The organism is Fodinibius roseus (assembly GCF_900129315.1).
In the GTDB taxonomy this organism is placed as follows: domain Bacteria; phylum Bacteroidota; class Rhodothermia; order Balneolales; family Balneolaceae; genus Fodinibius; species Fodinibius roseus.
The window spans coordinates 1-20,347 of sequence record NZ_FQUS01000005.1 but is presented as its reverse complement, the minus strand read 5'-3'; the positions used below and the strand labels follow the sequence as shown (position 1 = coordinate 20,347).

Annotated in this window: 15 protein-coding genes; 8 read left to right on the top strand and 7 right to left on the bottom strand. The window is 50.5% G+C overall.

Annotated features, from left to right (window positions below; genetic code table 11):
• Positions 1–190: 190 nt before the first annotated feature.
• The 3 genes from BUB16_RS05720 to BUB16_RS05710 all read left to right on the top strand — a co-directional run bounded on the left by BUB16_RS05720 (position 191) and on the right by BUB16_RS05710 (position 2,989).
• Positions 191–1,129 carry an SPFH domain-containing protein gene (locus BUB16_RS05720; RefSeq protein WP_073060636.1) on the top strand — a complete coding sequence of 313 codons (939 nt, stop codon included), beginning with the start codon at positions 191–193 and terminating at the stop codon, positions 1,127–1,129.
• Between the two features lie 2 nt (positions 1,130–1,131).
• A complete protein-coding gene (locus tag BUB16_RS05715; protein WP_073060634.1) occupies positions 1,132–2,085 on the top strand; it encodes an SPFH domain-containing protein in 954 nt (317 codons plus the stop codon).
• Between the two features lie 301 nt (positions 2,086–2,386).
• Positions 2,387–2,989, top strand: a complete 603-nt coding sequence (locus tag BUB16_RS05710) for a superoxide dismutase family protein (protein WP_244545649.1) — start codon at positions 2,387–2,389, stop codon at positions 2,987–2,989.
• Between the two features lie 54 nt (positions 2,990–3,043).
• Here BUB16_RS05710 and BUB16_RS05705 read toward each other — a convergent pair whose 3' ends face one another.
• Entirely contained in the window at positions 3,044–3,943 is a 900-nt protein-coding gene (locus tag BUB16_RS05705) for a glutaminyl-peptide cyclotransferase (protein WP_139240202.1), read from the bottom strand.
• Between the two features lie 93 nt (positions 3,944–4,036).
• Positions 4,037–5,506, bottom strand: coding sequence for a glycine--tRNA ligase (locus BUB16_RS05700; protein WP_073060628.1), 1,470 nt, complete (start codon positions 5,504–5,506; stop codon positions 4,037–4,039).
• Positions 5,507–5,679: 173 nt separating this feature from the next.
• On the opposite strand from BUB16_RS05700, the gene asd reads away from it, so the two are divergent.
• The gene (gene asd, locus BUB16_RS05695) at positions 5,680–6,741 is read left to right on the top strand and encodes an aspartate-semialdehyde dehydrogenase (RefSeq protein ID WP_073060626.1); all 1,062 of its coding nucleotides are present in this window, start codon (positions 5,680–5,682) and stop codon (positions 6,739–6,741) included.
• A 114-nt stretch (positions 6,742–6,855) separates the two neighbouring features.
• Here asd and BUB16_RS05690 read toward each other — a convergent pair whose 3' ends face one another.
• Positions 6,856–7,257, bottom strand: coding sequence for a hypothetical protein (locus tag BUB16_RS05690; protein ID WP_073060625.1), 402 nt, complete (start codon positions 7,255–7,257; stop codon positions 6,856–6,858).
• 414 nt (positions 7,258–7,671) lie between these two features.
• Between BUB16_RS05690 and BUB16_RS05685 the strand changes: the two genes are divergently transcribed.
• The 3 genes from BUB16_RS05685 to BUB16_RS05675 all read left to right on the top strand — a co-directional run bounded on the left by BUB16_RS05685 (position 7,672) and on the right by BUB16_RS05675 (position 14,040).
• The gene (locus BUB16_RS05685) at positions 7,672–11,808 is read left to right on the top strand and encodes a lamin tail domain-containing protein (RefSeq protein WP_073060623.1); all 4,137 of its coding nucleotides are present in this window, start codon (positions 7,672–7,674) and stop codon (positions 11,806–11,808) included.
• Between the two features lie 151 nt (positions 11,809–11,959).
• A complete protein-coding gene (gene murI / locus BUB16_RS05680; RefSeq protein ID WP_073060621.1) occupies positions 11,960–12,787 on the top strand; it encodes a glutamate racemase in 828 nt (275 codons plus the stop codon).
• A 23-nt stretch (positions 12,788–12,810) separates the two neighbouring features.
• Positions 12,811–14,040, top strand: a complete 1,230-nt coding sequence (locus tag BUB16_RS05675; protein ID WP_073060618.1) for a BaiN/RdsA family NAD(P)/FAD-dependent oxidoreductase — start codon at positions 12,811–12,813, stop codon at positions 14,038–14,040.
• Between the two features lie 82 nt (positions 14,041–14,122).
• On the opposite strand, the gene BUB16_RS05670 is transcribed toward BUB16_RS05675, so the two are convergent.
• On the bottom strand, positions 14,123–15,454 hold the full coding sequence (locus tag BUB16_RS05670) for a PhoH family protein (protein WP_073060615.1): 1,332 nt from the start codon (positions 15,452–15,454) through the stop codon (positions 14,123–14,125).
• Positions 15,455–15,943: 489 nt separating this feature from the next.
• Complete coding sequence (locus BUB16_RS05665; RefSeq protein ID WP_073060612.1) at positions 15,944–16,729, bottom strand: TrmH family RNA methyltransferase; 786 nt, start codon at positions 16,727–16,729, stop codon at positions 15,944–15,946.
• A gap of 113 nt (positions 16,730–16,842) precedes the next feature.
• Here BUB16_RS05665 and amaB point away from each other — a divergent pair, with 113 nt between their 5' ends.
• A complete protein-coding gene (gene amaB, locus BUB16_RS05660) occupies positions 16,843–18,372 on the top strand; it encodes an L-piperidine-6-carboxylate dehydrogenase (RefSeq protein ID WP_073060608.1) in 1,530 nt (509 codons plus the stop codon).
• A 220-nt stretch (positions 18,373–18,592) separates the two neighbouring features.
• On the opposite strand, the gene BUB16_RS05655 is transcribed toward amaB, so the two are convergent.
• Together BUB16_RS05655 and BUB16_RS05650 are read right to left on the bottom strand one after the other, a co-directional pair.
• Positions 18,593–19,540, bottom strand: coding sequence for a DUF3078 domain-containing protein (locus tag BUB16_RS05655; RefSeq protein ID WP_073060605.1), 948 nt, complete (start codon positions 19,538–19,540; stop codon positions 18,593–18,595).
• A gap of 67 nt (positions 19,541–19,607) precedes the next feature.
• Entirely contained in the window at positions 19,608–20,132 is a 525-nt protein-coding gene (locus BUB16_RS05650; protein WP_084088066.1) for a phosphoribosyltransferase family protein, read from the bottom strand.
• Positions 20,133–20,347: the final 215 nt, after the last annotated feature.

Below are 20,347 nucleotides of genomic sequence, written 5' to 3'. Positions count from 1 at the left end.
TAATACAATAGTTACCCATTTTATAAAGGCTTTGTAAAACCGGGAACTATAGTCAATATCAAAGGCTGAGTGAATCCCCCCTGCAAGGTATATGTGAGGATGTTGAATGCGCGAACATGCAGCGGTTGGCTAAATGAACAATTTTCCAAAGCCTTCTTTATGTTAATTATCATCTAAACCCCCAATACTTATGTGGACGACCCTACTCATCATCATCGCCATAGGCGTCTTTATCTTCACCAAAGTATTCATTATCGTAGAGATGCGCGAAGAAGTGATCAAGGAACGCCTTGGAAAATATACCGAGACCTTAAAGCCGGGCCTCCATTTTCTGATCCCTTTTGTCGATCGCCCGGCCTACCGCCAGGAGATGCGCGAGCAGGTCATCGATGTGCCCAGCCAGACCTGCATCACCAAGGATAACATAGAAGTGGAGGTGGACGGCCTGGTGTACGTCAAGGTCATGGACTCCTACAAGGCCAGCTATGGCATTCATAACTACCAGCTGGCCGCGATCAACCTGGCCCAGACCACCATGCGCAGCGAAATCGGTAAGATTACGCTGGACGACACCTTTTCGGAGCGGGAGCAGATGAATGAAAATATTGTCCGTGAAATCGATAAAGCTTCCGATCCCTGGGGCATTAAAGTATTACGTTACGAAATCCGCAACATTCGTCCCTCTGACAATCTCATCAATACCCTTGAAAAGCAGATGGAAGCTGAGCGGGACAAACGGGCCGAAATTACGACCTCTACCGGGACGCGGGATTTTAAGATCAATGAATCACAGGGCGAACGCCAGGAAGCGATCCTGATATCGGAGGCCAGGCGCCAAAAAAGAATTAACGAAGCCAAGGGGAAGGCCAAGGAGATCGAACTTATTGCCAGAGCGACTTCCAAAGGCATCAAACGCGTATCGGAAGCCATCGCCAAACCGGGCGGAGACCTCGCCGTTAAAACCCAGCTTATTGAACAGTTTATCAACCAGCTGGGCCATGTTATCGAACACTCCAACGTCTCCGTGCTGCCCACTGAAACCGCTAATTTAAAAACATTTTTTGAAGGCGTTGACAAGGTAAGCGATCATACGCCCTCTTCTGCCAATACCAACCCCACAAGAGGTTAACCATGATTGAACTCATAAGCCAGGCCGTATTAGGACTTCTAAGCATCTATGTACTCTTCAAATTTATCCAGTCCATTCAGCTGGTCCCCACCCAGCGGGCCTATGTTGTGGAACGACTGGGGAACTACCACAAGACCCTGGGACCCGGATTCCACGCGCTGGTACCGTTTTTTGACAAGGTGCAGTACAAGCAGGACCTGCGGGAGGAAACCATTGAAGTGGAACCGCAGGAATGCTTCACCAGGGATAATGTGAAGGTAGAAGTGGACGGCGTCATTTACCTTGCCGTCATTGATCCGGTGAATGCCAGTTACGGCATCACCAACTACCGTTTTGCCGCCGTGCAGCTTGCCCAGACCACTACGCGGTCGATTATCGGGAAAATGGACCTGGACGATACCTTTGAGGACCGGGCCATCATTAACAAGGAGGTGGTTAACGTGCTCAGTGAGATGGAAAAGGCATGGGGCATCCGGGTACTGCGATACGAGATCAAAAATATTTACACGCCCAAAACCATTCAAAATGCGATGGAACGGCAAATGACGGCGGAACGCAACCGGCGTGCAACGATTGCCAAATCTGAGGGTATCATGCAGTCGACGATTAATGATGCGGAAGGAGAAAAGGAAGAGATCATTAATAAATCTGAAGGTGAGATGCAGCGTCAAATTAACGAAGCCGAAGGAGTCGCCGAAGAGATCGAGTCCATCGCCGAAGCTACTGCTGTTTCCATTGAAGAGATCGCCGAAGCCCTTTCACATGATAAAGGCAAAGAAGCCATGCAGATGCGACTGGCGGAGCAGTATATCAGCCAGCTTTCAAAACTGGCCAGTGATAAAAATGATGTCATCATACCCAAAGACGTGACCAATTACGATGCCATTATGAGTGGCCTTTCCCTGGATAAAATTTCGATTGTACCCGTAGAAAGCGATCTCAAAAAAGGAACCTGATCTATTCTGTCATATGCCCGGCGCGCATTTTGTACCCATGCTGTGTCCAGTCATCATGCTATGCCCTTATCGGGATATGGAATAAGGGCGAATAGTGACCTTGTTCTTACCACTGGTATCGGTATGCGGATATCCGGATCAATGGGCGGCCGCTCGAAGGGAACATCCTCACTTGCTGATGGGTAAAAAAGATGGTATTTATGCATCAGCATCCTGTTTATCCAATTAAGCAGGAATGCCAAAAATTCATCCTTTGTTGTGAACAGTAAGTTTTAATCAAAAAATAAATCTTTTATCAGTTATGACATTATTTAAAAATATTTCCATAAGTCTGTGTGCAATGCTTTTGGCCGTTGGTTGTGCTCAGCAAGACACGCCGGAGCAAGAACCCCAGTCTGAACCGCAAATGCAGCAGGAAGCGGAGCAAACCATGTCAGGTGCTGCTACCGACTATTCTAAAGCGGTAGCCGTCATCCATCCTACCGAAGGAAATGAGGCGTCGGGTACCGTTACCTTTACGGCTACCGGCGACGGCGTACAGGTTCAGGCCGAAATAGAAGGAATTGAAGAGGGCAAGCACGGCTTCCATATCCACCAGTACGGCGACTGTACCGCACCTGACGGGACGTCCGCAGGCGGACATTATAACCCGGAAGGAACGGAGCACGCCGGTCCGGATGCCGATACCCGGCACGTGGGTGATATGGGTAACATCGAGGCCGATGCGGAGGGCGTAGCAACCAAAGACTATGTCGACTCCAAGATCACGCTCAATGGTCCCAACAGTATCATCGGCCACGGTATCATCATCCACGCCGGAGAAGATGACCTCGAGTCACAGCCCACCGGTGCTGCTGGCCCGCGCCTGGGATGCGGCGTGATTGGCATTGCCAATACGGAATAAAAAACGTTGTAAATAACGATTTTTGCTTCTTAATAAGAACCGCAGGTAATAGACTTACCTGCGGTTCCTTAATTTTGCTGAATCCGGGGGCACCTGGAACTTGATCTCATAGATATTCGGCCACAACTTCCCGGTAATAAAAACCCGGTCGTTGAGGGAGTCGTATGCAATGCCATTAAGGATATTTACCGCATATTCTTTTTTTACGCGGCTGACAAGCCTCTCCAGATCAATGCGTCCTGTAACTTCCGCGCTCCCGGGATCAATGATTAAAATCTCATCAGATGTTGATACATTGGCAAATATCTTGCCACCGATCATCTCCAGTTCATTTAATTTTGATACCGGCTCTCCACTGTCCGTAACGGTTATCTGCCGGACTTTCCGGAACGTTTCGGAATCAAGGAAATGAAGGATGGCGGATCCGTCGCTCATAATCAGTTGTTTGCCGTCGTCTGTCAGTCCCCATCCCGCCCCGGCAATCGGAAACGTATTAAGGAGCCCGAATGATTTCTGATCATAAACGAACCCCTTGCCCGAACTCAAGGTGAGCTGAATCATACGATTATTCAAAATGGTGAGTCCTTCGCCAAAATATTCATCTTCCATCTTTCGCCGGCGAACGATCTCCCCGGTTTCCAGACGAATTTTCCTGATCTCCGACTCCCCTCTCCTGCCCGTGCTTTCATATAGCCATCCGCCGTGAAAAACTAATCCCTGGGTAAAAGCTGTCGTATCATGGGGAAACACGTTCACTACACGCCAGTCATACCGGGGAACAGATCCACGCTCACCGATCAAAACGGCACAGGACAGAGGAATAACTGAAAAAATAGCGGCAACGAACAGCAGCGAAACCGGACCAGCAATACCCGCACCCATCCATCGCAGGGTACTGGCTCTGTATGATATAGCGGTTCGAACTCGCTTTTTAATGGTTCTTATCTTTTGCATACCTCGGTAAAAGCATTGCTAAGGAGATGACTAACGACTTTTCCTCTGACGCCGCCCTCAACAGCTGATTGAGAAAAGATAGCACCATAACTCCTACTCCGGTTTCCAGCTTTTTGTTTGGTCGCTGATCACCTCGCGGAGGCGGCTCACCGGCACGCGGTCCTGTGTCATGTCGTCGCGATAGCGGATGGTTACCGTATCTTCACCCTCAGACTCCACGCCGTCGAAATCCACCGTAATGCAAAAGGGCGTACCGGCTTCATCCTGGCGACGATAGCGCTTACCGATAGATCCCGATTCGTCGTATAGTACCTTATAGTCCCCGCGCAGATCCTCTTCGATCTTGTGGGCCAGGTCCTGCAGCTTGTCCTTCTTAATGAGCGGGAAAATCCCCACTTCTGTCGGCGCAATCTCCGGATTAAGTTTCAGCACCGTTCGGGTATCACCATCCACTTCTTCCTCGCGATAGGCATCACAGAGCGCCATCATGACCGTACGGTCCAGCCCGATGGACGTTTCAATCACATACGGTATATACCGTTTCTGCTTTTTCTGATCATAATATTCCAGCTTCTTGCCGGAATACTCGTGATGCTGGGAAAGGTCGAAATCCGTCCGGTTATGGATGCCCTCCACTTCTTGCCACCCGATAGGATATTCATATTGAATATCAGCGGCATCCGCGGCGTAGTGGGCCAGCTTGTCTTCGGGATGCGGGTGGATTCGCAGCTTGTGCTGGCGAATGCCCAGCGCCTTGTGCCACTCCAGGCGCTTATTTAGCCAGGTGTCATAGCTCTCCTCATCGGTGCCGGGCTCTACAAAATACTGCATCTCCATCTGCTCAAACTCACGCATGCGGAATATAAACTGCCGGGCCACCACCTCATTGCGAAACGCCTTCCCCACCTGGGCGATGCCGAACGGCACCTGCTGGCGCGCCGTATCCATCACATTCTTAAAATTCACGAAGATGCCCTGGGCGGTTTCGGGACGCAGGTACACCACATCGCCGTCGTCCCCGGACGAGGTAGCCCCGAACTGGGTTTTGAACATCAAATTGAACTGCCGCACGTCGGTCCACTCGAAGGCGCCCGACTCAGGAGCCCGGATTTCGTGATCCATGATAATCTGGTGGAGATCCTCGCACAAGCCATTCCGGGAACCGGCCGTGTCCAGCAGCTGCTGGAGCTCGTCGGCTTCCTCTGCTTTGCCTTTGCCTCTCAGCCTGGCAATATGTCCCTCTACCAGCATATCGGCCCGGTACCGCTTGTTCGACTGTTTGTCATCAATCATCGGGTCGTTGAAGCCCTCTACATGTCCACTGGCCTCCCACACCTTCGGGTGCATCAGGATAGCGGCATCCAGTCCCACGATATTATCATGGCGCCGGGTCATCTCTGTCCACCAGAAATCACGAATATTACGCTTTAACTCCGTCCCAAGCGGACCGTAGTCATAGACGGCCCCCAGTCCGCCGTAAATTTCCGATGATTGGTAAATAAATCCACGGGCTTTCGCCAGCGAGACAATGGTATCCAGGTTTTCGAGTTCAGTAACTGACATGTGGCTTCAGTAGGTTTGTAATTGAAAAATTCAAAGACGACCAAAGATAGTAAAAAATACGCCTTTAATTAATTCTCCTTTTATTCTTATTTTCAGGGCCGCTGGCAGGTAACGGGCCCTCATACCTGGTACCTAAAACTTAGTAAGTAAATAACCCAAACTTGACGAAAAAAATGCATTCATATCAAATCGGTATACTCGGCGCCACCGGCGCTGTCGGACAAAAATTCATTCGTTTACTCGAAAACCATCCCTGGTTTACCATTACCAAACTGGGAGCTTCCACCCGATCGTCCGGCAAGAAATACAAACAGGCCGCCCATTGGATCGAAAAAACCGAGTTGCCGTCCGCTATAGCAGACATCACTGTTTCCGACTGCCGGGCTTCGGAATTCACGGATATTGACTTTGTGTTCTCGGGCCTGGATTCTTCCGTGGCCGGCGATATCGAACAGGAATTTGCCGCGGCCGGCATTCCCGTTATCTCCAACGCCAAAAACTACCGCATGCACGACCAGGTGCCCCTGCTGATTCCCGAGGTCAACCCCGACCATGCTGAATTGATCAAAAAACAGACCTTCAGCAGCAACGGCAGTGGGTGGATTGTCACCAATCCCAACTGTGTTTCGGTGCCCCTGACCATGTCGCTCAAGCCGCTGGCCGATGCTTTTGGCATCGATTCGGTGGTGGTTACTTCCATGCAGTCGGTCTCGGGAGCAGGCTACCCCGGCGTTCCCAGTCTTGATATCGTTGCCAATGTTGTCCCGTATATCAGCGGTGAAGAGCCGAAAGTTCAAGTTGAATCCAACAAGCTGCTCGGTCATATCAATGGAGACACGACCGAATACAGCAATTTCCCGATCCAGGCGACGGCCGTTCGCGTGCCGACAATAGAGGGACACTTGCTCTCGGTTTCGGTGAAACTGCTAGATCCGCCGTCTGATATTGAAGATGCAAGAAGGGCTTTTACGGAGTGGGACAACCCCATTGCAGATCTCGACTTGCCCTCTTCTCCCGAACTTCCCGTTCGCCTGTATGAAGAAGAGCGATACCCCCAGCCCCGGCTGCATGCCGATCGCGAGGGAGGCATGCAAACGGCTGTGGGACGCCTTCGCAAGGGAACCGTCATGGATTTGGGCTATGTGACGATGGCCCATAACACGATCCGGGGTGCGGCAGGCGGAGCCATACTAAATGGCGAACTGTTAGCGGCAAAGGGGTATTTTAGTAAATGAGTCGTGAGTAATGAATCGTGAGTGGCGAATACTGGATCCCGGGGCCCTGACCCCGAATTCCGGACACGGCTTCTCGTATCCTGGATGGCTTATTTCATACCCCGGACCGGGATTTCAGAATTCGCCCTCCCCTTCCATCGCGTCAAGCCGGTACTCGGAAAGTCGCATGCGCGCGTGTGAAACCAGCTTTTCGGCCTCATCGCGGTGCTTTCGGTTTATCTTCAGCGTACGGCTGCCCGGCTCCGTGCCCGGCAGCCCGCTGAAGGCATTCATTGAGGTCCCCTCCAGGATGATCTTACCGCTGAACCACCCTTTTTCAAACATAATCTCTTCCAGATTCCCATACGGGATGATCGTCGACTTCATGTCCGATTTGAAGACCCCTACAAAACTGTCCTGCAACGTATATTCCAGTTCAAACCCCTCCTCATTCAGCTTAACAAGTCCCTTCACTTCCTTTAACCCGTGAGATACACCTGTGATTTCAAAAGGAACAGTGCGAATACCAGTATTCATACAATGGTTGTTTTTGAGACAGATTACGTGAGAGCTTTGCAAAACCGTTTTTTGGCCACTATCTGCATGTTCGCACATTCAACATCCTTACATCCATCACATATACCCTATATGTTCCGGTTTTTGAATGCACTCAGGCTTTGATATCGATCATGATCAAATTCCCGGTGTTTCAAAGCTCCCTACATGATAAATAAAAAAAATGAAAAAATTTTGTAAGGATTCACCTCCGAAACGGTCTTACTTACAGAACATTTGAAAACCAAACGTTGATACCATTGAAAAAGAGCGTACCCAGGCATCCTTCCGGGGTGGAATGGTTGACAGCTATTTCATCCCTTTAATTCAGGAGAGTACGATATCCCGCGGCTATCGGGACCACCAGACAAAAAATCAAGAGATAAGAAAAACAACATGACCATAAGCAGCCGTTCCCTGTGGTGGCTTGTTCTGCTGTTTTCTCTCGGAACTGTCACGGAGAGCCACAGCCAATCCATCTATTTAAAGGATGATTTTGAGGATGGGAATATCACCTCCGATCCGGCCTGGAGCGGAGATGATTCTCTGTTTACTATTGCATCAGAGACAGAAAACAACCTGCTCCGGCTGGAGGGAAATGACGGGAGCGATCCCGCCTGTCTTTCCGTCCCTTCCACGGCCGTCAACGGAAGCTGGGAATGGTATCTCCGGCTCGATTTTGCTCCTTCCGCCAATAACCGGGCCGACATTTTCCTGCTGAGCGACCGGGCGGACCTTTCCGGTCCCGTTAACGGCTACGCGCTGCGCGCCGGTGAAAACGGGTCGGATGATGTATTCCGGATTGTCCGCTATGAAGGGGGCGTCGAAGCAGAAACCGTCTTGTCCGGAACCACCGATATCAGCAGCGGCGGTTCCTTCAGAGTCCGGGCAACCCGGCAGGCCGGCGGCATTTGGTCGCTGGAAGTCGGGGAAGGCTACGACGGCCCCCTCAACCCGGAGGGGGGTACGGCTCCGGACAATACCTTTGCTTCGACCTCCTTTTTCGGCATACGGTCGACGTATACCTCCACGCGTGCGGACAGGTTTTTCTTCGATGATGTTACGATTACAGAGTTTCCCATAACGGTATCAAAACTCAATATCCAATCAAACCGGCAGTTTGAAGTCCTTTTCACCAGGGCTATCAATCCGGCCGGCGCAGGAGTCGCCGACTTCTCTATCGACAACGGGGTGGGTCCCCCCGACAGCATTTCTATCCGGGATAATGCCGTTACGCTCTTTTACCCGGATCCCCTGCCCGGGGGATCATACCTCCTGTCTGTAAACAACGTTGAGGATCAGTCCGGGAATACAATCGACCCCGATGCTGTCATTTCATTTTCTCTTTTTGATCCTTTTGAGCCGGGAGATATCATTATCAATGAATTCATGTTCGATCCCCCGGATGAACTGCCCGAGTTTGTGGAAGTGAAAAATCTATCGAATAAATCCTTAAACCTGCAGGACTGGCGAATAACAGATGAAACGAACGGGACCATCTTTTCGGCCGATACGCTTGTGTTACCGCCAAATGCGTTCCTCGTGATCTCTTCCGACACTGCTACGCTCGCATCGGTTTTTGGAAATCAACGGTATGTTGAGCATAACCACCCTGCCTTGAACAACAGCGGTGATACCATCCAACTGATTACCGGTGAGGGGGAGGTGGCCGATTCGCTTAGCTATACCCCCGGATGGGGCGGCAGCGGGGTGGCCCTGGAGCGGCGTTCGGCATCCACTCCGGGCATCTACCGGGAGAACTGGGGCGACTCGCCGGGCGGGCGGTCCGGCACGCCCGGGGAGCCGAATAACGTGCCGGCCGATGAAACAGGTCCAGTGCTCACAGAATTAACGATTCTCTCCAGTACGATGATAAAACTCGGATTTGATGAGCGGCTGGATCTCTCGACGGCCTCGGATCCGGCAAACTATGGCCTTTCCGGCAAAAATGTTCCCTCCGTAACGGTTACTGCTCCGGACAGCGTGGAATTAGAGCTGGACGACCCGCTGCAGAATGCCCAGTCCCATACCCTGGCGATTTCGAACATCGAGGATATTTTTAGCAATGTCATGGCTGCCGGGGACACAACCTTTACCTATTATGAAATTTCGTCGGCGGACTCGGGCGATATTTTTATCACCGAGTTTAATTACAATCCTGCCTCCGGCGAGACGGAGTATATCGAGATCTATAATCCCACAAACCACTCCTTCGATCCCAGTAACTGGACGCTGAGCGACAATCGTGGTATAGCGACCTCCATTGCTTCGGAAGAATGGCTTCTTCCACCGGAGAGCTACGCCGTTCTCGCACCGGATAACACCCTGCTGAAAACAGATCCGGATATACAGCTGCTGGCATTGGGCCCTTCATTCCCCGCTCTCAATAATAGTGGCGATGAAATTGTATTGAAGAACCGGGAGGGCATGGTGCTGGACTCCCTGCAATATACTGCGGAGTGGGGCGGCGATGAGAATGAACGGGCCCTGGAACGTAAAACGACCAAGGTAGCGGGCACCTTCAAAGAGAACTGGGGACCAGCGCCCCGGGATAGTGGAAGTCCGGGCCGGCCGAACACTATCCCGGAAGACCAGACACCGCCGGAGATGCTGGAACTCCAACCGCTGAATGAGTCACAATTGCAGCTGGTATTCTCTGAGCACGTGGAGGCGGCCGATGCTTCTGCCTTTCAAAACTACAGGATCTCCCCGAATCGAAACCTGCAGCAGGTATCGGTGCAAAGCGATACCGTGACCCTCTTCCTGTCCCGCGCCATGACCTCCGGAGAAACGTACACCCTTACCGTCTCCGGCATCCCGGATATATTCGGCAACAGCGGCGGATCATCAAGCCACCAAATCGAATACCTGCGCTTCGAAAAGGCCGGCGCCGGGGATATGGTAATAAATGAGATTATGGCGGCCCCAGGCCGTGAAACGGCCGAATTCGTCGAACTTTACAACCGATCCGCCAAAAATATTGACCTGAGCGGCTGGTCCCTGAGCGACGGGATTGACGCGGGTTTCATCCCCCCGGATACCCGACTCCGCGCCCACAGCTATCTCATCCTCACCGGCAGTGCCTCATTTGCCCAAAAGTACGAGATGGCGGTAGCGCTGACCGCTTTCCCCACCCTGAATAACAGCGGCGAGGCCCTCGTTCTCAAAAATAAGCCGGGTTCAACCATCGATTCACTGCACTACCAGGCGTCTTGGATGGGCAAGGCAGAGGGATATTCCCTGGAGCGGAAAGATCCGCTGGCCGCCTCCGGTGATCCGTCCAACTGGCAGTCGAACCTTTCTGCCGATGGACACTCAGCCGGGATCCGGAACATGAACTTTGAAGAAGATGACGTACCCCCGCGGGTCGTTTTTGCAAACAATCCCGGGGATGACCGGATTAAAATCCAATTCAATGAATTCATTCGCCGTACCGATAATTTGCAGTTTATCCTTAACGGGGCACCGCTGGCGGTCAGTTCTTTCGATTCGGCGAGGGGACACCAGATTTTCCTGCAGGCTCCCGCTGAGGGAACAAATTCCGCAGCACAGACGATTACCATTGAAAACCTCACGGATGTGCGCGGGAATATGACGCCGAGCAGTGAGATTCCGGTCGCCCGGTCCCTCCAGGCCGGGGATCTCGTCATTAATGAGATCATGTTCCTCCCCTTCGCTAACGATAACGATATGCAGGCGGATCAGGGGGAATACGTGGAGTTATATAATACGCGGGACTATGCGCTCTCCCTGGAGGGCCTGCTGATGCACGATGCCCCGGATGAGAACGGCCGGGTCCGGGAACTGCAGCCGGTCACAACAACAGCCCAATGGGTGTTACCCCGGGAGACGGTGCTGATTTATGCTGATCCGGCGCCCGCATTCGCCCAATCCAGAGTGGCCACTTTTTTTGATATGGATCCCCCCCGTTTGGAAGCCATCCTGCGGGTGGACCGGGGCAGCCTGAGCCTGGCCTCCGAGGATGCCGTTTATATCGCCGACAGCACCGGGACCACGATCGATTATGTCCACTACAGTGAGACGTGGCATAATCCCAACCTTGTGGATAGCCGGGGCATTGCCCTGGAGCGCATCACACCCGGGGGAATGAGCAACAGCGGGGAGAACTGGGGGTCCAGCGTACATCCCAAAGGCGGCACGCCCGGCGCCGGCAACTCCCTGTACCAGGAGCACCCCGAACAGCCGAAGAAAACCGGTATCAGCTTCTCCCCAAATCCCTTCTCTCCCGACGGCGATGGCTACGAAGATAACCTGGTCGTCAGCTATACGCTCGATCAGTCCGACTACCTGCTGAGGGTTAATATTTTTGATCGCTACGGGCGACACATCAAAGAGCTTGCGGACGGCAAACCGGCCGGATTCGAAGGGACCCTCAGCTGGGATGGGCGCAGAGATGACGGCCGGCGCAACCGCATCGGGATCTATATTATCGTTTTTGAAGCCTACGACAGCGCCTCGGGGAGCGACAAAGCCTTTAAAAAAACGGTGGTACTGGCCCGGAAGCTGAATTAGAGATTGGGGATGTATCCTTTGTTTTTTCCTTGCATGGTGAACTATGGTTCTTCTTACCTCATCGTATGTAATTTTTAATTTTTATTGAACGATTCCCTACCTTCAGCCTATTATACATATCATAATTATCTACATTTGACCTTTTGCTTGCATGAGAACAAAAAATGCTCCCATCGGTATATTTGATTCCGGGGTGGGCGGACTTACCGTAATGAAAGATATCACCGGCCGGCTTCCCTCCTACGATTATCTCTACCTGGGTGACAGCGCGCGCACGCCCTATGGAAACCGGTCGTTCGAATCCATCTACCGGTTTACGCTGCAGTGTGTGAAATACCTTTTTACACAGCAATGTCACCTGGTCATCCTGGCCTGCAACACCGCTTCCGCCAAGGCGCTGCGTACGATTCAGCAGCGGGACCTACCCGATCTGGCACCCCATAAACGAGTCCTGGGGGTTATCAGGCCCACCGCAGAAGTCATCGGCCTGCACTCCGATACGGGACACGTAGGGGTGCTGGGGACGACCGGAACTATTCAGTCGGATTCCTATAAGATCGAAATCAAGCAACAATTTCCCCGGCTGTCCGTCTACCAGCAAGCCTGCCCGATGTGGGTGCCGCTGGTGGAAAACGGAGAACACAACCATCCGGGAGCCGATTACTTTGTAAAAAAATACCTGGACCAGCTAAGGCAGCAATCAGCCACTATTGATACGATGCTGCTGGCATGCACGCATTACCCTCTGTTGATATCTAAAATCCGCAGCATGCTGGATACGGGCATTTCCCTGCTCAGTCAGGGTCCCATTGTAGCCGCAAGCCTGCAGGACTACCTGAAGCGTCACCCTGAAATTGATGAACAGTGCTCACAAAACGGTACGCGCAGATTTCTTACCACCGATGCTCCCGAATTGTTCGACCATCATGCTGCCACCTTCTTCGGGCAAAAAGTACAATCCGAATATGTTGAAGTGTAAATTAAGTTATACCGGAGTAGCAGATGAGCGATAATACATTGGCCGTAATCGGCGGGGGCGCAGCCGGTTTTTTCGCCGCGGTAAATGCCGCACGTCTCTTCCCCGATCTCCGCGTGATCCTCTTTGAACGCAGCCGTGAGGTGTTGTCAAAAGTACGCATTTCCGGGGGTGGCCGCTGCAATGTAACGCACCACTGTTTCGATCCGGAAAGGCTGTCCATGGCGTACCCGAGGGGCGGGAAAGAACTGCGCTGGGCCTTCGAGCAATTTCAGGCCCGGGATACGGTACGGTGGTTTAACGACCGCGGCGTAGATTTGAAAACCGAGCAGGACGGACGCATGTTTCCTGTCACCGACGACTCTGCCACGATTATTAACTGTTTAAAAGAAGAAGCACGCAGACGGGGCGTGGAAATCCGGACGAAGGCCCGGGTCGATGCAATCATCCCGATTGAAAAGGATCGTTATACCATCAATCTTCGCGGTGGACAACCCATAAACGCCGATGCGGCCGTTATTGCTACCGGAGGCTCGAACCGAAGCCAAATGTATGACTGGATCCGCGACCTCGGCCACACCATTGTCGATCCCGTTCCCTCGCTGTTCACCTTCAATTTTCGCAGGAAAATCTTCGAAGATCTGGCGGGCATTTCCCTTGAGAAAGTTTCCGTAGCGATCGAGGGAACCTCCTTTCAGCATAAAGGCTCTCTCCTCATCACGCACTGGGGATTGAGCGGTCCGGCCGTGCTCAAAACATCGGCATGGGCGGCCCGCTACCTCTGCGACAAGGAGTACCGGTTTACGATTCGTGTTAACTGGGTGCCTCCCAAAAACGAAGAAGAAGTGCGGGGAACGCTGAAAGAGCTGCGGGATTATAACGCCCGAAAACTGATCACCAAGCAAGACCGCTTTGCCCTTCCAAACCGGCTGTGGAAACGGTTTGTCGAACTCTCGGATATTGACAAACAGCAGCGCTGGGCTGAACTTTCCAACAACCAGATCCATCATCTGGCGCAAAAACTTACCGGAGCAAGCTACGAGATTCAGGGAAAGACCACCTACAAGGAGGAGTTTGTAACCAGCGGCGGCGTGCCGCTCAGGGAGATTAATATGGGGACCATGGAGAGTAATATCCGTCCCAATCTGTATTTTGCCGGCGAAGTGCTGAATATTGATGGCATTACCGGCGGGTATAACTTTCAGTCGGCCTGGACCACCGCATGGATTGCAGCCCGGCATCTACATGTTGGTTAACTCACATTTTGCAAAAAATATGAGCTAACTTAACGTAAAAGTTTTTAGCCTTGACTATGAGATTTTAAAAAGGTGATGGTTATTACAGCAACTTGCTCGCCAGGTTGGCCAGTTCGGAACGCTCTCCTTTCTCCAGGTTAATATGCGCATACAGATCATTGTCATGCATCCGGTCCACCAGGAACGACAGCCCGTTACTCTGGGTGTCGAGGTAGGGCGTATCAATCTGGTAAATATCGCCCGTGAAGATGATCTTGGTATTTTCACCCGCCCGGGTGATGATTGTTTTCACCTCGTGCGGGGTCAGGTTCTGGGCCTCATCCACAATAAAAATAATATTGGAGAGACTGCGTCCCCGTATATAGGCCAGGGGCACAATGCGGAGTTTTTCATTTTCAAGCATCTCCTCCACCTTCTGGTGCTCCGGGCTGGTCTTTGGAAACTGATTTTTAATAAACGATAAATTATCCCAAAGCGGCTGCATGTACGGATCGATTTTCGATTGGATATCACCGGGCAGATAGCCGATATCATTATTGCTGAGCGGTACAACCGGCCGCGCGAGGTAGATCTGCTGGTAATTACGGCGCTGTTCCATCGCACCCGCCAGAGCCAACAGCGTTTTGCCGGTCCCGGCCGCACCCGTGATCGTCACCAGTAAGTTATCGGGATTCATAATGGCCTGCAGCGCAAAGGTTTGCTCGGCATTCCGGGGAGCTACGCCATACGCCCTCTTTTTCCGAACCGGTTCGATGATATTCTTTTGAGGATTGTAGTAAGCCAGGGCCGAATTTGAGTGGTTTTTTAGAATATAAAAATGATTGCTGGCGGGGTCGTCCGGGACCACCTCCCCCGGCTCCAGTTCTCCCTGTTCATAGAACCGGTCGATAACCTCGGGATTTTCAACATTAACCGTACTCTTCCCCCGGTAAAGGTGATCAATATCATTAATCCGGATCGACTCATAATCCTCGGCATCAATACTTAATGCCCGTGCCTTAATACGCAGGTTGATATCCTTGGAAACCAAAATCACTTTCTTGGCGGGCTCCTCCTCCATCAGTTTAAGAACAGCGTTCAAAATACGGTGGTCATTCTTTTCCCTGCCGAACACTTCGGCGGCATCCACTTTGCTGTCCTCCTTGTTGAGTACGCGCAGCTTCCCGTGTGTTTCCCCGTTAAGCGGAATCCACTTCTGCAGGAGATTTTTGTCCGATATCTTATCGAGATAGCGACTGAACTCCCGGGCATGCAGGTTTATGACATCATTCCCCTTCTTAAACGCATCGATCTCTTCCAAAACAGTGATGGGGATTGCAACGTCATTCTTTTCAAAATTTTTAACAGCATCACAATCGTATAAGAGAACGGACGTATCGAGAACAAAAATCTTATGCTTTTTAGCAGGAGGCATAGAGCGTAGATTTTATTTAAATGAAGTCTTTGAAAACCAGGTATTCTGTTCAAAGTCAAGGCCAGTGGGAGGTTGCCCTCGCAGCATATTGCCCATATCTGAGGATTTCAACCAACCGATAACGCCGAAATTGACCAAAGGAACGGTTTTGCAAAGACTTCTAAAAGAATGACTGAAACCGAGTCTTTCATTACATCAACATTAGACAATCACTCCGTCAGAATCAATACCAAATATTTTAAAATATAAATGCCCTATCAGCTATCAGAGGGTGTCGTTTTTTTTTCCAGTCAAGGATTAATTTGGTCACTTGTCACTGATTATGGGAAACTTTTTCTCTATCCCAAACCTTCAATGTGCCATTTCTAAATATAATTAATATCTTTTGCCTTTTTGTTTTCCATTCCATGAGTATCACCTATTCCGTAATGCGGGCGGTACTGACTTCTAACCGCTAAATACATAGCACGCAATACGTTTTCGGCACTTTTACGTTCCGGAAAATCGGTACAGCGCAATCGAAGCAGCAACAGCGGCATTTAAACTTTCTACTTCGGGCTGAGGGGCTGTCGCAGGTATTTCAGCCTGCAGCCGTCCATCCCTCATCAACCGGCTATCGATCCCGTGACCTTCGTTCCCGACCACAATAATCGTCTTCAGGCGGGAATCAATCATTGATAGGGAAACGGATTTTTTGCTTTTATTAAGCAGTATAATGCTCCAACCCAGCTCTTCAAAAGCGCTCAATAGTTTTGACAGTTCTCCATTGATATGCGGAATCGTACCGGTCGCACCAGCGGTGCTTCTCACAACCTTGGGGTGGAACAGGTCGACCGTGCCCTTTCCGCAAAGCATTCCGGCTGCCCCGAACCACGAGGCCGTACGAATCATGGTGCCCAGATTCCCGGGATCCTGGATGGCATCCAGCGCCACGATGATCCCTTCCCCGGCTCCCATCTCTGTAACCGGCTGCTCATCGGGCATCCGGCACATTGCCAGCACCCCTTGGGGGTTAGCCGTATCCGAAACGTTTGCAAAATGCTCTTCATCTATCACGGCGGAGTCGATATGCCTGGTCAGCTGTTTCCACTCGTCCTCTGACCAGTACTGCCGGGCTTCGTCAAAAAACAAGGTTTCGATTCCAATCCTGTTATTTGCTGCAACCTGACGAACAGCCCGGGCTCCCTCAATTAAAAAAAGGCGCTTCTCATAGCGATATTTTTTCCGGTTTAATTTTCTGAGGAGCGTCAGCTGGCGGTTCGACACAGAGTCCATAAAGATTGTCTTGCAGTTTTGTTAGCTTCCGGCATTAATTAAACAGCTTTGCCTTCAAAACACAAAAAGTATCCTTATCTTTAAGGTAAAGCCAACAGAAAAAGAGACAGCTTATGGATTTTTTAAGAAAACTGGGCATCGAGGGTACGAACTCGGGAACGAGCACGGGACAGGAGTTTCTGGGGTCCGGTGCAAAAGAAAAGATTGCAAGCTACACGCCCATCGACAATACTCAAATCGCTGATGTCACGGTCACTACACGCGAAGAATATGAACAGGTGATCGGAACGGCCCAAGAGGCTTTTAAGGAATGGCGTATGATACCAGCGCCCAAACGCGGGGATATTGTACGCCAAATTGGGGATAAACTGCGCGAACATAAAGAATATTTGGGGCGGCTGGTTACCTACGAAATGGGCAAGATTTACCAAGAGGGACTGGGGGAAGTCCAGGAAATGATTGATATCTGCGACTTTGCCGTGGGACAGTCACGGATGCTATACGGGAAAACCATGCCGTCCGAGCGTCCCCGCCACCGCATGTACGAGCAATGGCATCCGCTGGGGCTCACCGGCATCATTTCCGCTTTTAATTTTCCGGTAGCCGTGTATAGCTGGAATGCCATGATAGCAGCCGTCGCCGGCAACGTTATGATCTGGAAAGGCTCCGAGAAAACTCCTCTGTGCGGCATAGCTGTACAAAATATTATTGCGAAAGTGTTAAAACAAAACAACCTGCCCGAAGGAATCTTCAACCTGGTTACCGGTGGCCGCGAGGTAGGTGAATGGATGAGCAGCGATGAACGGATCCCCCTGATTTCGGCTACCGGTTCCATCCGAATGGGCAGAGAAGTGGCCAGGACCGTTGCCGGCCGTCTCGGTAAGACAATTCTTGAGCTGGGTGGAAACAATGCCATTATTGTCTCGAGGGATACCGATCTTGAGATGGCCGCCCGCGCGATCGCATTTGGCGCGGTGGGGACCTGTGGACAGCGCTGTACGTCGACGCGAAGACTGATTATACATGAAGAAATCTTCGACACTCTCAAAGAACGACTGGTTGAAATCTACCGGGATATACCCATCGGAAACCCGCTGGATAACGACACGCTGGTAGGTCCCATGATCGATCAACAGGCCGTGGACAACATGCAGCAGGCCCTGGACGAAGTGCAAAAAGAAGGCGGAGAGCTTGTTTACGGCGGTCAGGTATTGGACAAAAATCAACTGGCGGAGGGCCATTATGTGCGTCCGGCTATCGTCACCGCACAAAATGACTGGGATATTGTACAGGAAGAAACGTTTGCTCCTATCCTGTATTTGATTCAATACACGGACCTTGATGAAGCCATCACCCTGCACAACGATGTCAGACAGGGACTCAGCTCTTCTATGTTTACCCTGAACCTGCGTGAAGCAGAAACGTTTTTAAGTGCACGGGGCTCCGATTGCGGCATTGCCAATATCAATGTTGGCACGAGCGGGGCCGAAATCGGCGGGGCTTTCGGTGGAGAAAAAGAAACGGGCGGGGGACGTGAATCCGGGTCGGATGCATGGAAGGCGTACATGCGCCGACAAACCAATACGATCAACTGGAGTGATGAGTTGCCGCTGGCCCAGGGTATCGAATTTAATGTGGACTGAAAAAGGCCCGCTTTAATGCTTGCGGTATAGTACGAATAATCTATTCGAAGGCCACATAATGAACTATTGTATTATAAAGAGGGTCCTTTGAAAAACCAGGAAGTTCGTTTCAAGGTCAAGGCGAGATGGCGAGTGGAATCCCAATATATATCCCATATGTTAGGATTCCTACCAGACGGTAACGCAGACATCGGCTAAAAGAAGGGATTTGCAAAACCCGCTATAAAATAGTTACGGATATCCCGGCTGACAACACCTGCTTTACCTGTACCTTTTTGGAGTAGTCATCGTCATATATTGTCACATACTGGAAAGACATATTCATAAAATTATTTATCTTGCCGACAAGTTCATTGGAAAAATGGACATCGGTGCTTGATATATTGCGCTGCAGGTTGGTAAATGTTTCTACCGAACTGATCAGACGTACATTGCTGAACAATTCCCTTTCAAAAAACATTGCTGTTGAATAACCCGGCTCAAACCGAAATTGCTCCCCAGGCCCCAACCCATAACGTTCAGACAAAGAGGTGTCGGCTATAATCGTCTCTTTCATGGCCATACCCGCCTGCAACGAAAAATAGTCGGCCGGGGTAAAAGCGATACCTGCAATCTGAGTGAAATAAGCCGGCGAAAATATCTTGGAAATCAACCGGGGCTGAACCGTATCCGGAACGTTGTAATCGAACCCCTTGTCAAACTGCGTGCTGAAATTGATGTTGGCGAATGCACTCCACTTATCATTATTGAAGAGATAACTGAACTTGTTATTAATAGCTACCCGGTCATCCGTCTTTCGGGTCCCTTCATCTTCAATTCTCGCTTTGCCGTATCGCAGGTTGGTATCCAGCGCATAGGCAAATCGTTCTTTACGAAATTTGAGATTAAAGACGGTAGAGCCGGTGACACTAATGGTGTTTGTCCCCCCCTGACTCCAGTTATTATAAGCAGCCTGCGCCCCATTGACTCCTCCTATCCAGCTGGCCTGCCAGCCATCCAGCGTATCGGCAACAATGACAGTTTCATCTATTCTGGAAATATCCTGAATCGAAATATCACCGTCATCTTTAAGAAGCTCGCTTATCCTGATCGCTTCCTGTCCCGATACGGGGCTTATGAAGGCCAGTATCAGCCATGCAAAAACAACCAGGGGGACATATTTGCGCATTTCCAATTACGTGTTATTGTTTAAGTCAGAGTCAATTAGCTGTTTAAAATACGATAAAAAAAAATAACTATGAAACATCTCGCTCATAAGTTAGCTGAACTTCCTGTACTTTGCCATCCTCTACCACCACCGCTACATGTTCATCGAGCTTGGTCGGTAGTTTCATCCCATAAAATTCTGCTTTTACCGGATATTTACGGTGGCCGCGATCAATGAGTACGGCTGTATGTATTTCAGAAGGCTCTAACCGGTTGACAGTGGTCGTCAGAGCATGGAACATTGTCCGTCCAGAAAATATCACATCATCTACAAGAACGATAAAATGCTGCTTTTCGTATATCCGTTCTCTCCCTTGTTCTTCGACCGATACTTCTGCCTCTAAATTCAGCGGAACGACTTTGACCTCATCATTCATTATATCTGACAAAACCCTGCCCAATTCCTTTGCTACAGCTAAACCACGCTGATTAATCCCAAAGAGCAGGAAAGGGTGATCGGACTTGTTCCTCTCATTGATTTCATGGGCCATTCGTTTCAGGGAGCGGGTGATGCGATCGTTCGTCATGAGTATTAAGTTATCTGAGGTACTCATATAATATCTTTTTAAACTGAAATTATCCGGAATCACTATTTATAATTAAAAATGCATTTGATACATTATAAATATAAGAAAGGAATATATTGTATTCTCAACAAGATAACATTCATTAAAAGGAGGCTTTGAAAAACCTTTTGTTGTTCTTTGATTTATTTTTTGTGGCTGAATGTTGAACTGATGCTTTTATAATCGTCAACATTTTGACCGAT

Coding starts and splice junctions, on each gene's coding strand:
- BUB16_RS05720 (WP_073060636.1), top strand. CDS start 191: ATGTGGACGACCCTACTCATCATCATCGCCATAGGCGTCTTTATCTTC.
- BUB16_RS05715 (WP_073060634.1), top strand. CDS start 1,132: ATGATTGAACTCATAAGCCAGGCCGTATTAGGACTTCTAAGCATCTAT.
- BUB16_RS05710 (WP_244545649.1), top strand. CDS start 2,387: ATGACATTATTTAAAAATATTTCCATAAGTCTGTGTGCAATGCTTTTG.
- BUB16_RS05705 (WP_139240202.1), bottom strand. CDS start 3,943: ATGCAAAAGATAAGAACCATTAAAAAGCGAGTTCGAACCGCTATATCA.
- BUB16_RS05700 (WP_073060628.1), bottom strand. CDS start 5,506: ATGTCAGTTACTGAACTCGAAAACCTGGATACCATTGTCTCGCTGGCG.
- asd (WP_073060626.1), top strand. CDS start 5,680: ATGCATTCATATCAAATCGGTATACTCGGCGCCACCGGCGCTGTCGGA.
- BUB16_RS05690 (WP_073060625.1), bottom strand. CDS start 7,257: ATGAATACTGGTATTCGCACTGTTCCTTTTGAAATCACAGGTGTATCT.
- BUB16_RS05685 (WP_073060623.1), top strand. CDS start 7,672: ATGACCATAAGCAGCCGTTCCCTGTGGTGGCTTGTTCTGCTGTTTTCT.
- murI (WP_073060621.1), top strand. CDS start 11,960: ATGAGAACAAAAAATGCTCCCATCGGTATATTTGATTCCGGGGTGGGC.
- BUB16_RS05675 (WP_073060618.1), top strand. CDS start 12,811: ATGAGCGATAATACATTGGCCGTAATCGGCGGGGGCGCAGCCGGTTTT.
- BUB16_RS05670 (WP_073060615.1), bottom strand. CDS start 15,454: ATGCCTCCTGCTAAAAAGCATAAGATTTTTGTTCTCGATACGTCCGTT.
- BUB16_RS05665 (WP_073060612.1), bottom strand. CDS start 16,729: ATGGACTCTGTGTCGAACCGCCAGCTGACGCTCCTCAGAAAATTAAAC.
- amaB (WP_073060608.1), top strand. CDS start 16,843: ATGGATTTTTTAAGAAAACTGGGCATCGAGGGTACGAACTCGGGAACG.
- BUB16_RS05655 (WP_073060605.1), bottom strand. CDS start 19,540: ATGCGCAAATATGTCCCCCTGGTTGTTTTTGCATGGCTGATACTGGCC.
- BUB16_RS05650 (WP_084088066.1), bottom strand. CDS start 20,132: ATGAGTACCTCAGATAACTTAATACTCATGACGAACGATCGCATCACC.